The sequence below is a fragment of the Micromonospora sp. R311 genome, from assembly GCF_056780015.1.
Genome location: NZ_JBSWCE010000013.1, coordinates 90,522 through 104,412 on the forward strand (window position 1 = coordinate 90,522; position 13,891 = coordinate 104,412).

Below are 13,891 nucleotides of genomic sequence, written 5' to 3' on the forward strand. Positions count from 1 at the left end.
CACCCCGCACGCCACCGCCGGGCGGTCAGGCCGGGGCGCCCGGTGGGGTCTCGGGGTCGAGGAAGCGCCCGACGGTCGAGCTGAACTCGCGCCAGCCGGAGCGCTCCCCGGCCAGCGCGCGCCGCCCGGCGTCGGTGAGCTGGTACGTCCGGCGCTCCCGCCCGTTGACCGTGCTCCAGCTGCTGGCCACGTGCCCGGCCCGCTCGAGCCGACGCAGCGCCGGGTAGATGGTGCCCGTGGGCAGGTCCAGGTGGCCGTCGCTGCGGGTGCGCAGCGCCTCGATGATCGCGTAACCGTGCAGGGCGCCCTGCTCCAGCACCGCCAGCAGCAGGGCGTCGAGGTGTCCGTGCAGCGCCTGGGCCTTCATGTGTAGCTACGCTACTTGTCCGTCGACGGAATGGCCACCGGGGTGCGGGCACCGGTCTCCCGGAGCCGCCCACTAGGGTATGTGCCCAGAGTCACTCGCCGGCACGGGACGCCGACGGGTGGGCAACCCGAAGCACACGGAGGTCAGCGTGGCCCGTCAGTCGCCCCAACGGCCCGACGCCGACGAGCCGGAGCTCGACGAGACCGACGGCCCCGTCGAGCCCGACACCACGTCCGCGTCGGCCGAGGCCGCCCGCGCGCTCTGGGACGAGCTGCGGATCGACCCGGTGGAGATCGCCCTGCCGGCCGGCACCGGCTACACGCTGCGGGCGTACCGGCCGGCCCGGGAGCTGACCCCCACCGACGTCGCCGAGCGCGACCAGGACGACCCGTTCCTGGCCCGCCGCCAGGTGATCGAGGAGGATGACGACGACGAGGCCGTCGTCATCCTCGACGAGGACGTCGCCCACGAGTTCGCCGAGAGCGACGAGGAGGAGGCGAAGTCCCGCCGCCGCGGCAAGGGTGACGAGGACGCCGAGGCCGAGGAGGACGAGGCCGAGGACGAGGCGGGCGACGAGGAGGTCCCGGTCTTCCTCAGCCACCGGGGCCGGCTGCTGCTGTTCAAGACCCCGGAGTCGCTGGTCAGTTTCGTCCGCTCGGGCGCGCCGAACGATCTGTCGCAACTGGACAGCTGGAATGAATTGTCCGAACGGGTCGAGCCGGCCGACATCGCCCCGCTGGACGAGGACATCTACGAGCTGGACCTGGTCGTCGAGAACCTGCGGGGCGGGCACGACGCCTGGGACACCACCCTGCTGATCGAGGCCGGCGAGATCGCCCGTGACCTGGCGTACGCGCTGCGCCTGCCGGCGGTGCTGGACATGCTCTCCGCCGGCTCCAGCCTCGACGACCTGGACGAGGCGCTGCGGGCCACGGTCAACGGTGGCATCGGCGGTTTCCTCGGCCGTCGGCGGCTGAAGAAAATCGGGGCACAAACCGCAAGTCTGGGTTGGCGCACCATTGTCGGCAAGATCTCTGCGGTCGTGGACTGGCGCGACTGACGCGTTCCAGGGAGCATCAGTCTCTGGCAGAGAAAGACCTGTGTCCCGGGAGGAGGACGACGCCGTGGCGCTCGTGCGCGTGTACTGCGGTCTGGCCTCGGCGGATCCGGCCGACCGACCGGCTTCGGCCGGTTCGACGCTGACGTCCGCTGTGGTCGACGACGCAGGCCGTCTGCTGCATGTCTGCGAGATCGGCGACGACGCGGCGGGCTACGCCCGACTGGTCGCGCTGCTCGTGGAGCGGTCGGGCGGGCCGAGCGGTGCGGCGATCGCCGCGGACAGCGACGACCACACGGTCACGTCGCTGCTCAGCGCCGCGGGTCGCCCGCTGGCGATTGCCGACGACGATTCCGTCGACGACTTCGCGGAGCGGTTCGCCGACGACGACTCGCTGGAGGAGATGCAGTCCCCGCCCGTCGAGCGGCGCGCGGTCGGTCTGGCCCGCGCCCTGCAGGCCGGCGCGCTCTCCGCGGTCACCCTGCCGGCACCCCGGGACCTCGCCGGCTACAAGCAGGTGCTCGCGGCGCACGCCGCGCTGGCCAGCGGCCGGCACTCGGCCGCCGTGGCGCTGCGCGAGGTGCTCCGCGAGCTCTACCCGGCCGCGCTACGCGCCTACCCGGACCCGGCCGAGGCGGTCCCGCTGGCCGTCCTCGACGCGCTGCCGGAGCCGGGCATGCTGGCCGGCACCGTCGCCCGCGGCCGCGAGGTCTCGGTGGCCGCCGACGCCGTCGCGGCCCACCTCGCGGCGGACGGCGTGGCCGACGCCGAGGAGATCGAGGAGGCGGTGACCGCGCTGCGCGTGGCCATCTCCGAGACGCCCCGCCGGGCGGCGGTCAACCGTGCCCTCACCACCGCCGTGGCGGAGACCGTGCGCCAGGCCGTCGCCTCGGTCCGGGCCTGCGACGCCGGCTGCGACGCGCTGGTCGGCGCGCTCAGCGCCCGGGTCAGCACGCCCGCGCCCCCGGCACCCGGCCGGCGCGCCGCCGCCCGGCGCGGTGAGTCGGTCGGCGACCTGCCCGGCCTGAACACCAGCACCGCCGGGCTGCGCACGATCCGCCCCGCCGAGCACCAGCCGACGCCGTCCGGCGGCCGGCGCAGCCGTCCCGAACCGGTCTCCGGCGGCACTCCCCCGCCGTCGCCCCGCCCGCTCGGCCCGCCTCCGGTCGCGCCGGCGCCGGTCACCCCGCCGCCGGTGGCGCCGTCGCCGGTCACCCCGGCCGCGGCGGCCGGCACGCCGGTCTCCGGCGCGCCGGCCCACACCGAGCCGGCCCCGCACCGGGTCGACGGCCCGACCAACCGGCCGGTCTCCGCGCCGCCACCGCCGCCCGGGATCACCCCGATCGCGCCGGCGCAGCGCGGCACGGTGCCCCCGGCCGAGGCCGGGGAGCCCTTCCGGCCCACGCTGACCACCGCGGCGATCAACAGCGCCCGCGCCGAGCGGCAGCGCACCGTCATCCCGCCCCGGCCGAAGACCAACGGCGAGGCGCCGACCGGTGGTTTCAGCGCCACCGACCTGAGCATCCCGGTGCCCACGCCCCGGCCGGGCCAGGAGCCGTCGGCCCCGCCGGGCTCCCGGGCCAACTGGCCGCTGGTGAACAACCCGGAGGATCCGGCCGACAGCTCCGCCGACAACCCCGTCGTCGGCTCGTACGGCGACCGGGGTGGGCGCGGCGTCGACGCGCCCACCGATCCCGGCGCCGAACGTCGGGTCACCCCACCGTGGCTCGCCGACGACCTGCCCCAGGAGCCGCCGATGCTGCGGCTCGTGGAGCCCCCGCCGATGGCCGACCGGGCACTGCGCGACGGGCTGAACCCGCCCACCGACCCGCAGCTGGAGACGCCGCCGCTGCGCCTGGTCGACCGGGAGGACGCCCCGCGCAACGGCCGGCCGGCCCCTGCCCGTACCGAGCGCCCGGCCGCCGAGCACCGGCCGCCGCCGCCGGTGGAGCGTCGTCCCCCGCCGATCTCCGACGAGGGTGACGGCGACCTGCTGATCTTCGCCCAGGCGAAGTCCGCCTGGTTCGTCGGGCACACCGAGTCGACCGATCTCGAGTGGTCGACCACGGCCGACACGGGCTGGCAGGCGGCCGAGCAGGCGGCCCGCCCGGCGGTGGGCGCCGAGACCAAGGCCGGGCTGCCCAAGCGGGTTCCGCAGGCGAACCTGGTTCCCGGCTCCCCGCTGCGCGAGGAGCGTCCACTGCGGATCGTCCGGGACGCGGCGAGCCTCGCCGAGAACACCACCGGCTATTTCCGGGGCTGGCGGCGCGGCCAGGAGATCGGCGGGTTCGCGGTCGGCGGTCGGCCGGGCCGGGAGGCCGCCGGCGGCTGGGACTTCAGCCGCGACACCGGCGACCGCGACGACGAGCGGGAGTACGAGTACCGGTCCGCCGGCTACCGTTCCTGATCGGCGGCCACGCCACCAGGCACCTCGCCCCTGGTCACCGGACGTTCGTCGTCCTCGGTGGCCAGGGGCGCCGCGTTGTCAGAGACGCGCGGCCGGGACCGCGCAGAGACACCTGGTCGCCGGTTCCCCCGTCAGCCGGCTCCGCGCCGGCTCCACCTCCCGAGGTACCGGCGCCCCACGTTCGGCCGCAGCGGGCGCTACACGGGCCCGGACGCCGCCCTGAGTGCCACAGCGTCGGGCGGCTGGCGGTGTGGCTGACGGGCGCGCGCCACGGTGGACGACGCGTCGGCCGGAGTTGGCACAGGGCGGGACGCCCGAGGGCGACGGGGCCACCGGCTGCGGGGCGGGAGGCCGTACCCGGGCAGCAACCAGCGCCCGGTGGCGCGGAGCCACCGGGCGCTGGGCGGACGATCAGGCCGGCGCTACCGCGCGCGAACGGCGCATGGTGAGCACGTACTCGACCAGCGAGATCAGCACGTGCTTCGTCGACTCCCGGTTCCGGGCGTCGCAGGCCACCACCGGCACGTCGCTCGAGATCGCCAGCGCGTCCCGGACGTCCTGCGGGTCGTGGTACTGCATCCCGTCGAAGCAGTTGATGGCCACCAGGTACGGCAGCCGCCGGTGCTCGAAGAAGTCGATCGCCGCGAAGCAGTCGGCCAGCCGGCGGGTGTCCACCAGCACGACCGCGCCGATCGCACCGCGCACCAGTTCGTCCCACATGAACCAGAAGCGGGTCTGACCCGGCGTACCGAACAGGTACAGGATCAGGTCGCGATCGATCGAGATGCGGCCGAAGTCCATCGCCACCGTGGTCGTCGTCTTCCCCGGCACCTGCCGGTTGTCGTCGACGCCCACGCCGGCGGAGGTCATGATGGCCTCGGTGGTCAGCGGCGTGATCTCCGAGACCGAGCCGACCAGCGTCGTCTTGCCGACGCCGAATCCACCGGCGATAACGATCTTCGCCGACGTCACGCGCCCGCTCGGGGTCGGCGGGCGGTGCGACATGTCAGAGCCTGCGAAGTCCACTCAGCACCCTCTCCAGCAGTTCAGTGCCCACCGCGTCGTCCGAGTCGTCCAGGATGGTCGGCTCGTGGACCGCGACCAGGCCGTCCGTCGCCATGTCGGCGATGAGCACCCGGGCCACACCGAGCGGGAGCTGCATCCGCGCCGCGATCTCGGCTAGCGACTGCACGCGTCCGTCACACAGCGCGGCGATGTACTGGTGCTCGCGGCCCTGGCCGCCACTGCCGTTGGCAGCGGCCCGGCCGCGCACCGTCGTCTCGACGAGCGCCTCCAGCGCGATGTCGAGGCGGGGACGGGTACGACCACGGGTCACGGCGTAGGGACGGACCAACGCTCCGGTCGGTTCGTCACGATCAACCATGTCGCCGCTCACCTCCTTCGTACCCGGCACCGGCTCCGTCCGATGGAGCCCGTCTCTCTCGTCGTTGCTGCGCCGCCGCCGACCTCGAGGTCAGCAGGACGTCAGCCCAACATGCCCGCGGCCGCGCGCGGCTGCGGGGTCAGTGCGTCGCCCACCCGGTCGACCAGCAGGGCCATCTCGTAACCGACCTGCCCGACGTCGCAGCTGCGGGCGGCGAGCACGGCGAACGAGGAACCGTCGGAGATGGACATCAGGAACAGGAAGCCATTGTCCATCTCCACCACCGTCTGCAGCACCGCGCCTCCCTCGAAGCAGCGGGCCGCACCCTGGGTCAGGCTGACCAGGCCGGACGCGATCGCGGCCAACTGGTCGGCCCGGTCACGCGGGAGATCCCGTGACGACGCGAGGAGCAGACCGTCCGCGGAGACGGCGACCGCATGCGCGACACCGGGCACCCGGTCGGCGAAGTTGGCCAGCAGCCAACCGAGATCCTGCGTAGTTGTCATCCTTCTTGCTCCTTCTGCCCGCTCCCGGCCACCGGGCCTGAGCCAGACTGCGAGGATTGCTGCCCTCCCGGAGTCGCCTCCGGGCTGGTCGGGTTGCTGTCGGACGGGTGGCTACGCCCTCGCTGGACGCCGCGGTGGTAGGCGGAGAGCAGGCCGCGGACGGACTCCGGCGTCCGCCGCTGCACCGAGGTGCTCGGCTTCTCCACCGCGCCGGGCACCAGCTGCGCCATCGGGGTGCGCTTCGGCAGCCCGGTGGGCGTGGTGGCCGCCACCGGCACCGCGCTGGCGGCCGACGCCGCCCGCCAGCCCTCGTCGGCCGCGGTCTCCCAACCGCTGTCGCCCGGCTGCGGCGGCCGCCGGCTGGCGAGGCTCTCGGCGGCGGCGGGGCGGCCCCCGCCGTTCGCTGTCGCCCCGTTCTCGCGGGGCGCTCCTCCGGCCGTCGGTGTCTGTGCCATCGGTGCGTTACCTGTCGTTGCGGGTGGTGTCTGCTGCACGCGACCCGCGGCGTCGACCCTGGCGAACTGCTGGGTCGCGGCGGAGCCGTTCGTCGCCGCCGCCTGCCCGGCGCCGGCCGCCTCCTCCGGGCCCGGTCGACGGGTACGGAACCAGGCGGACTCGAGCTCCCGGAAGATCGGCAGCTCCATCGTCTCGTCCGCGTACCGCTGCCGGTTCTGTGCCTGCGGGGTCGTCGGTCGGGCCGGTGCGGGCGGTGCGGCCGGGGTGGCGGCCGGTCGCGCCGTCGGGGTCGGCGCGGGGTTCGGGGCCGGCGGGGTCGGCTGGTCCGTACGGGGCATCCGCGGCAGCTCGGTGGTCATGTCCAGCGCCGCGGCCAGCCGCTCGGGCACCGGCGGGGTGCCCGGGTCCCGGTCCGCCCCGGCGACCGGCGGCCAGGCCGGCGGCGCCGAGGTGTTCGGCGGCGTCACCGGGCGCTGCGGCAGCGCGCCACCCGGCGACGAGACCGGCTGACCGGAGACCGGCATCCCCGACACCGGCGACGCGGAGACCGGCATCCCGGAGACCGGGGACGAGGAGACCGGCATGCCCGAGACCGGCGGGGAGGAGACCGGCGGCCCCGAGTACGGCGGAGCCGACTGCGGCGACCCGGAGTACGGCGGCGCCGACTGCGGCGACCCCGGGTACGGCGGCGCCGAGTGCGGCGGCACCGGCGGAGCGGAGACCGGCGGCGGGAAGTACGGCCGTGCCTCCGGGCTGCTCGGCAGCTGCCGCGGGATGCCGGACTGCTGGCCGGTGGTGCCCGGGTCGGCGTCGGCCGCCCGCCGCTGCGGCAGCGGGTCGACCGGCTGGCCGTTGGTGGTGCGCGGGGCGAAGGAATCGCCGCCGGTGGCCCCGGTCGCGCCGGTGAGGTCCGACCAGGCCGGCATGCTCCGGCCGGCGCCGGCCGGGGCCGGGCTGCCGGTGCCGTTGCGGGGCGCCGGCTCGAACGGGCGGCCACCCAGGGTGACCTGGTTGCCGGACTCGCTCGTCCGCGGGCTGTTGGGCAGGTTGCCGAGCGCCGGCAGCGCACCGAAGACGGGCGCCGGACCGGACGACTGCGGGTTGCCGGCGGGCAGTGCCGGGGCCGACTGCGCCCGCCCGGCCAACGCCCGGGGGACCAGCACCGACGGCGGCAGCGTGACGTCCGCCACGGTGCCCCGGTCGGCGCCGGGACGCAACTCGACCTTCACCCCGTGCCGGGACGCCAGCCGGGCGACCACGACCAGGCCCATCATCCGGGAGACGGCCACGTCCACCTGCGGCGGCGTGGCGAGCCGCTCGTTGAGCTCGTACAGCTGGTCGGGGCTGATGCCGATGCCGCGGTCCTCGACGTAGAGCGAGGCGCGGTCGCCGACCCGGCGGGCCTCGATCATCACCTGCGAGTCCGGCGGCGAGAACGCGGTCGCGTTGTCGAACAGCTCGGCGACCAGGTGTACCAGGTCGTTGACCGCGTGCGCGGCGACCTCGATGTCCCGGTCGATGACCCCGAACTCGATCCGGGTGTAGTGCTCGACCTCGGACTGGGCGGCCCGGAGCACGTCGATCAGCGCGGCCGGCTCCCGCTGCACGCGGGTCGAGTCGGCACCGGCGAGGACCAGCAGGTTCTCGTCGTTGCGGCGCATCCGGGTGGCGAGGTGGTCCAGCTGGAACAGCTCGGCCAGCCGGTCTGGGTCCTCCTCGCCGCGCTCCAGCCGGTCGAGGTGACCGATCAGCCGGTCGACCAGGATCTGCGACCGGCGGGCCAGGTTGACGAACATCGTCGCGACGGAGGCACGCAGCGCGGCCTGCTCGGCGGCCGTCCGGACGGCCTCCAGGTGGACGGCGTTGAACGCCTCGGTCACCTGACCGAACTCGTCCTTGCTGCGCACCGGCAGCGGCTCGGCGATCTGGTTGGCCAGCTGGGTCGGGGAGAGCTGCCCGGTGACCTGCGGGTCACGCAGTCGGGCCACCGCCTGCGGCAGGCCGTACTGGGCGACGGAGAGGGCGCCCTGGCGCAGGTCGCGCAGCGAGCGGGCCATCGAGCGGGCGACCAGGTAGGCGAAGAGGATCGCCAGCAGCAGCATGCTCAGCAGCAGGCCGGACTCGAGGAACACCTGGCGCTGCACGCCCGAGCGGATGTCGTCGGCCTTGGCGACCACGTCGCGGTCGAACGTCGACTCGACGGTGCGGATCAGGTCGGCGTTGGCGACGATGGCCGCGTCCCACTGATTGGCGTCGAACGGCGCCCTGGCCAGGGTGTCCTCGGTGTTGGTGTTACGCAGCCAGGAGTTGTACGTGCTCGCCTCGCGCAGGTCCGGACCGGCCACGGTCCGGTTGTAGAAGTCGACCTCTTCCTGGTTGGCGACCACGGCGAAACTCTGCTTCGCCTGCGTCTGCGCCGTGTCGGTGGCGATGTAGTCGGTGCGCAGGGTGGCAGTGATCTTGTTGTCCCTCAGCATCCGGTGCACCACGTTCCGCTGCTGGGAGAGAGATTCCTTGTTGCGGGCGACGGCGGTGGCGGCGCGCATCCGGTCGCTGAGGTTGTTGTCGCCGGCGAGCTGGGTGGCCGAGTCGCGGATGGCCAACAGCCGGGTGATGATCCCGTCGTACTGCTGGACGGCGGGGATGAGACCGAACTTGCCGTTGATCACCTGGCTGCGGGTGGCGGGCAGGTCCTTGAGGTCCTGGTCGATCTCGTCCAGCAGCCGCTCGAAGTTCGCCGGCAGGTCCTCGATCTCGGTCCGCTGCTGCGAGTAGGGCGCCCGGGCCTGGTCCACCCGGCCGTTCGCCTGGTTGTACGCGTCCTTGTAGGGGTCCGCCTGGGCCGGCGGCGCGCCCAGCAACCGCAGCGCGGCCGTCCGCTCGTCCTGCAGGTTGTCGACCAAGTCACCCGAGTAGCCGACGAGGCTGGCCAGTTCGCCGGCCCGGTTTGCGTTGTTGAGCGTCTGCAGGTGGTCGATCAGACCACTGGTACCCACGACGACCGTGGCGATGGTCGGCACGATCATGATGAGACCGAGCTTGGACCAGATCGGCATGTCGCGGAGCCGACCGGCCGGCCGGCGCAGCCGCGACAGGAAAGAGCCCGCCGTCTTTGGCCGTTTGCTCACGTCACCGCCCTCGCGATTCAGCGTCCGCGTTGCCCTCGGGCAACGCCCAGCGGCCGACCCGGCGGGTCGGACCATCCGAGATTCCATCACGCCGCCCCGCAAGAAGAAAGCCCAGGTTGGCCCTCGCCGAAGGTGTGATGAGATGTTGATGCGATTTGATAGCAATCCGTCTGGCCGGAGTCACTGAAGGTAATGGATCACCCCCACCGCGTTGTGCTGCTCGCGGGCCCCTCCGGGTCCGGAAAGTCGTACATAGCGCAGCGAACCGGGCTTCCGGTGCTGTGCCTCGACGACTTCTACAAGGACGGCGATGACCCTACGTTGCCACGGCGAAACGGCCAGGTGGACTGGGAGTCGCCGCTCTCCTGGGACGCCGTCGCGGCCGTCGAGACAATTGCCCGACTGGCCCGGGAGGGTCGGGCGGACGTGCCGGTCTACGCCATCGACGCGGACCGACGGGTGGCCACCCGGCCATTTGATGTCGCCGGTTCGCCACTTTTCGTGGCCGAAGGGATTTTCGCCGCCGAGATCGTCGAGGAGTGCCGGCGGCGCGGGCTGCTCGCCGGGGCGTACGCCCTGCGGCGGCCGCGCGGCGCGACCTTCGTCCGCCGGCTGGCCCGCGACCTCGCGGAGCAGCGCAAGGCACCCCGGGTGCTGATCCGGCGCGGGGTGGCGCTGCTGCGCGCGGAGCCGGCGGTGCTGCGCCGGCAGGCCGGCCTGGGCGCGGAGGCCGCCCGGGCCCGCGAGGTGCTGCGCGGGGTGGCCGGCCTGCTCGCCGGCCACCCGCACCACCGGTGATCAGGGCAGCAGCTTGGCGTACGCCGGTTTGATCACCTCGTCGATGATCCGCAGCCGCTGGTCGAACGGGATGAAGGCGCTCTTCATCGCGTTGATGGTGAACCACTGCAACTCGCGCCAGCCGTAGCCGAACGCCTCCACCAGCAGGGCCATCTCGCGGGACATCGAGGTGCCGCTCATCAGCCGGTTGTCGGTGTTCACGGTGACCCGGAAGCGCAGGTCCCGCAGCAGCCCGATGGGGTGCTCGGCGATCGACGTGGCGGCGCCGGTCTGCACGTTCGAGGACGGGCACAGCTCCAGCGGAATCCGCTTGTCCCGCACGTACGCCGCCAGCCGGCCGAGCTTCGGCTCCGGGCCGGCGGTGATGTCGTCGACGATGCGCACCCCGTGGCCGAGCCGGTCCGCCCCGCACCACTGGATCGCCTGCCAGATCGAGGGCAGCCCGAACGCCTCGCCGGCGTGGATGGTGAAGTGGAAGTTCTCCCGCTGGAGGTACTCGAAGGCGTCCAGGTGCCGGGTGGGCGGGAAGCCCGCCTCGGCGCCGGCGATGTCGAAGCCGACCACCCCGACGTCCCGGTGCCGCACGGCCAGCTCGGCGATCTCCTGCGAGCGGGCGGCGTGCCGCATCGCGGTGAGCAGGGTGCCGACCCGGATCGGGGTGCCCGCCTCGGCCGCCATGGCGCTGCCCTCGGCGAAGCCGGCCAGCACCGCCTCGACCACCTCGTCCAGCGACAGGTCCCGCTCCAGGTGCTGCTCGGGGGCGAACCGCACCTCGGCGTAGACCACCCCGTCGGCGGCCAGGTCCAGCGCGCACTCCCGGGCCACCCGGCGCAGCGCCGACGCCGTCTGCATGACGGCGACGGTGTGCGCGAACGTCTCCAGGTAGCGCTCCAGCGAACCCGAGTCGGCCGCCTCGACGAACCAGCGACCCAGCGCCACCGGGTCGGTGGTGGGCAGCTCGTGGCCGACCTCGGCGGCCAGCTCGACGACCGTCGCGGGTCGCAGGCCGCCGTCGAGGTGGTCGTGCAGCAGCGCCTTCGGAACCTTGACGATGTCCTCGTACCGGATTGTCGCGACCATGCCAAGACCCTAGTCGGCACCGGCCTGCCGACCGATCCGACCGGCCCGACGGGTCAGGGACGCCAGCCGTAGACCCGTTCGACGGCGAGTCGCAGCACCAGCCGGCCGTCGGCGAGCATCGCCGCCCGGTAGTCGGCCCAGTCGGGGTGTTCACCCCGGATCTCCCGGTAGACCTCGACCAGCTCCTCGACCGTGGCGTCGTCCTCGGCGGCGGCCGGTGGGCTGAGGGTGACCCACCCCTCCGCGACGGCGTACGCCCCGCCGTCGGCCGTGCTGACGTGGAAGCTGGCCCGCGGGTCGCGGCGCAGGTTGCGTACCTTGGCCCGATCGGCGGTGGTCGAGCACCGGATCAGGCCGGGCTCGGCGAGGTAGTCGACGGTGGAGAGCTGGGGCCGGCCGTCCCGGCGGAGGGTGACCAGGACGCCCCGCCCGTGCCGCCCGAACAGCTCCCAGAGCCGGGCGCTCACGCGGGCACCCGCAGCGGCGTCCGGGCGGTGCGGCGATGTGGTTGACATGTCATTCACCGTAGGAGCAGGTTGATGACATGTCAACCGGATGGCTACGATGGCCGGCATGGAGCACCCACGCTGGCTCGACGAGCGGGAGCAGCGCGCCTGGCGGGGCTACCGCCGGATGCGCCGCCTGCTCGACCTCGAACTGGCCCGCGAGCTGACGCGCGACGCGGGGCTCTCCGAGCCCGACTACGACGTCCTCTCCGACCTCTCCGAGACCCCCGACCAGCGCCTGCGGCTCAGCGAACTGGCCGACCGGATGCTCTGGTCGCGCAGCCGGCTCTCCCACCACCTGACCCGGATGCAGCAACGCGGGCTGGTCACCCGCGAGGAGTGCGCGACCGACGGGCGCGGCGCGATCGTCGCGCTCACCGCCGCCGGCCGGGAGGCGATCGAGGCCGCCGCCCCCGGCCACGTGGCGGCCGTCCGGCGGCACCTCATCGACCTGTGCACACCCGAGGAGATCGCCGCCCTGGACGCGCTGACCCACCGGGTGATCGCCCGGCTCACCGATCCCGACCGCCGCGCGGCGCCGACCCGACCGGACGCCTGACGTGCACGCCCGCATCGTCGACCGGCTGCGCTGCCCGGTCTGCGGGCAACCGCTGGCCGAGGTGACCGCCGGCACCGCCCGCGCGCTGCGCTGCCCACGCCGGCACAGCTTCGACGTCGCCCGACAGGGCTACGTGAACCTGCTCGCCGGGCGCGCTCCACACGCCGGGGACACCGCCGAGATGGTGGCCGCCCGGGCGGACTTCCTCGCCGCCGGGCACTACGACGTCATCTCCACGGCCCTCGCCGAGGCGGCGACGGAGGTCACGGCCCGGGTCGGGGCGGTGCCGGGCGCCGGGGCGTACCCGCTGGTGGTGGACGCGGGAGCGGGGACCGGCCGCTACCTCGCGACGGTGCTGGCGGCGCTGCCGGACGCCGTCGGCCTGGCGCTGGACGTCTCCAAGCCGGCGCTGCGCCGGGCGGCCCGGGCCCACCCGCGCGCCGCGGCGGCGCTCGCCGACACCTGGCAGCGGCTGCCGCTCGCCGACGCCTCGACCGCGGTGCTGCTGAACGTCTTCGCTCCGCGCAACGGCGCGGAGTTCCACCGGGTCCTGGACCCGGCCGGGGCGCTGCTGGTGGTCACGCCGGCCGACGACCACCTCGCCGAACTGGTCGGCGCGCTCGACCTGCTGCGGGTCGACCCGACCAAGACGGACCGGGTCGCGGAGAGCCTCGGCGACCGGTTCAGCCCGGAGATCGAGACCGGCCTGCGGCGGGAGCTGGCGCTGGCCGGTCCGGAGGTGGCGACGCTGGTCGGCATGGGGCCGAGCGCCTGGCACACCGACCCGGCCGGGCTCGCCGCCCGGGTGACCGCCCTGCCCGAACCGGTCCGGGTGACCGTGTCGGTCCGGCTGACCGTCTGGCGTCCGCGCTGACCGTCCGGCGTCCGCGCTGACCCGGGGCCGTCTCAGGTGGAGAGGTCGACCTCTTCCCAGCCCGGGGGCTCGTCGTGGTACGGCCCGCGCAGGATCACCGCCCACTCCAGCGCCCACCGTCGCTGCCCGATCGCGTTGGCGTCCACCAGGCCCGGCGGTGTCCGGCCGGCCCGCTGCACGTCCAGGTACGCCCAGTCGAGGCAGTAGTGCAGGTCGAGCAGGGCCGCCGCGTCGGCGGGGTGCTGCGGGGCGGCCAGGATGCGCGAGCGCCACTGCCCGAAGGTCTCCCCGCCGGCGATGTACGGCATCCGCTCCACCAGCCGCTCGTCCACCGGCAGCGTCGGGTCGAGCTGCTTGGTCAGCCCGAGCACCCAGGCCAGCGCGAAGAGCGCGTCGTGGTGCAGCACGAACGAGCGGTGGTCGCCCCGGCCGCCGGTCACGAACTGCCACTCCGGTGGGGTGACCATCTCGACCAGGTGCGAGGCGAGCAGCCAGCTCATCGCGGCCTGCGGCGGCATCCCGAAGCAGCGCGCCAGGATCAGGTGCAGCACCGCGACCCGCGCCTCTATCTCGGCCGTGGGGCGTAGCTCGATCTGGTCGCCGGGTTCCCAGACCAGCGGGAACTGCGGCGGTGGCAGGGGCAGGCGCAACCGGGACAGCTCGTCCAGGCTGGCTTCACGCACCTCACGGGGGTCGGGGGCAGCAACGATCACGGCGGAAAATCCTGTCTGCTCGCGACGGCTCAGCGCCGGTGTTCCCCCCTTGGCCT

Annotated in this window: 13 protein-coding genes; 5 read left to right on the plus strand and 8 right to left on the minus strand. The window is 74.1% G+C overall.

What is annotated here, in order from left to right; genetic code table 11:
* Positions 1–25: 25 nt before the first annotated feature.
* Positions 26–367, minus strand: a complete 342-nt coding sequence (locus AC1WTP_RS13550) for a PadR family transcriptional regulator (RefSeq protein ID WP_447135145.1) — start codon at positions 365–367, stop codon at positions 26–28.
* 118 nt (positions 368–485) lie between these two features.
* Here AC1WTP_RS13550 and AC1WTP_RS13555 point away from each other — a divergent pair, with 118 nt between their 5' ends.
* Positions 486–1,427, plus strand: a complete 942-nt coding sequence (locus AC1WTP_RS13555; RefSeq protein ID WP_481649587.1) for a DNA primase — start codon at positions 486–488, stop codon at positions 1,425–1,427.
* Positions 1,428–1,467: 40 nt separating this feature from the next.
* Positions 1,468–3,831: a transposase gene (locus AC1WTP_RS13560; protein WP_481649588.1), complete on the plus strand. Its 2,364-nt coding sequence runs from the start codon at positions 1,468–1,470 to the stop codon at positions 3,829–3,831.
* Positions 3,832–4,242: 411 nt separating this feature from the next.
* Here the strand turns inward: AC1WTP_RS13560 and AC1WTP_RS13565 are convergent, their stop codons facing one another.
* The 4 genes from AC1WTP_RS13565 to AC1WTP_RS13580 form a co-directional block, all read right to left on the minus strand.
* Entirely contained in the window at positions 4,243–4,836 is a 594-nt protein-coding gene (locus AC1WTP_RS13565; protein ID WP_481649589.1) for a GTP-binding protein, read from the minus strand.
* A 1-nt stretch (position 4,837) separates the two neighbouring features.
* The gene (locus AC1WTP_RS13570) at positions 4,838–5,215 is read right to left on the minus strand and encodes a DUF742 domain-containing protein (protein WP_088997952.1); all 378 of its coding nucleotides are present in this window, start codon (positions 5,213–5,215) and stop codon (positions 4,838–4,840) included.
* Positions 5,216–5,316: 101 nt separating this feature from the next.
* Positions 5,317–5,721 (minus strand): roadblock/LC7 domain-containing protein, encoded by a 405-nt coding sequence (locus AC1WTP_RS13575; protein WP_067370442.1) that lies wholly within the window; start codon positions 5,719–5,721, stop codon positions 5,317–5,319.
* Positions 5,718–9,305, minus strand: coding sequence for a sensor histidine kinase (locus AC1WTP_RS13580; protein WP_481649590.1), 3,588 nt, complete (start codon positions 9,303–9,305; stop codon positions 5,718–5,720). Before AC1WTP_RS13580 ends, AC1WTP_RS13575 begins: the two co-directional genes overlap by 4 nt.
* Before the next feature lie 321 nt (positions 9,306–9,626).
* Between AC1WTP_RS13580 and AC1WTP_RS13585 the strand changes: the two genes are divergently transcribed.
* The gene (locus AC1WTP_RS13585) at positions 9,627–10,103 is read left to right on the plus strand and encodes an ATP-binding protein (RefSeq protein ID WP_481649591.1); all 477 of its coding nucleotides are present in this window, start codon (positions 9,627–9,629) and stop codon (positions 10,101–10,103) included.
* On the opposite strand, the gene AC1WTP_RS13590 is transcribed toward AC1WTP_RS13585, so the two are convergent.
* Together AC1WTP_RS13590 and AC1WTP_RS13595 are read right to left on the minus strand one after the other, a co-directional pair.
* Positions 10,104–11,183 (minus strand): adenosine deaminase, encoded by a 1,080-nt coding sequence (locus tag AC1WTP_RS13590; RefSeq protein WP_481649592.1) that lies wholly within the window; start codon positions 11,181–11,183, stop codon positions 10,104–10,106.
* A 53-nt stretch (positions 11,184–11,236) separates the two neighbouring features.
* Positions 11,237–11,698, minus strand: coding sequence for a PPOX class F420-dependent oxidoreductase (locus AC1WTP_RS13595; RefSeq protein WP_481649593.1), 462 nt, complete (start codon positions 11,696–11,698; stop codon positions 11,237–11,239).
* A 58-nt stretch (positions 11,699–11,756) separates the two neighbouring features.
* On the opposite strand from AC1WTP_RS13595, the gene AC1WTP_RS13600 reads away from it, so the two are divergent.
* Positions 11,757–12,248 (plus strand): MarR family winged helix-turn-helix transcriptional regulator, encoded by a 492-nt coding sequence (locus AC1WTP_RS13600; protein WP_481649594.1) that lies wholly within the window; start codon positions 11,757–11,759, stop codon positions 12,246–12,248.
* A 1-nt stretch (position 12,249) separates the two neighbouring features.
* Positions 12,250–13,122: a putative RNA methyltransferase gene (locus tag AC1WTP_RS13605; RefSeq protein ID WP_481649595.1), complete on the plus strand. Its 873-nt coding sequence runs from the start codon at positions 12,250–12,252 to the stop codon at positions 13,120–13,122.
* Between the two features lie 32 nt (positions 13,123–13,154).
* On the opposite strand, the gene AC1WTP_RS13610 is transcribed toward AC1WTP_RS13605, so the two are convergent.
* Positions 13,155–13,835, minus strand: coding sequence for a DUF4272 domain-containing protein (locus tag AC1WTP_RS13610; RefSeq protein WP_481649596.1), 681 nt, complete (start codon positions 13,833–13,835; stop codon positions 13,155–13,157).
* Positions 13,836–13,891 lie beyond the last annotated feature (56 nt).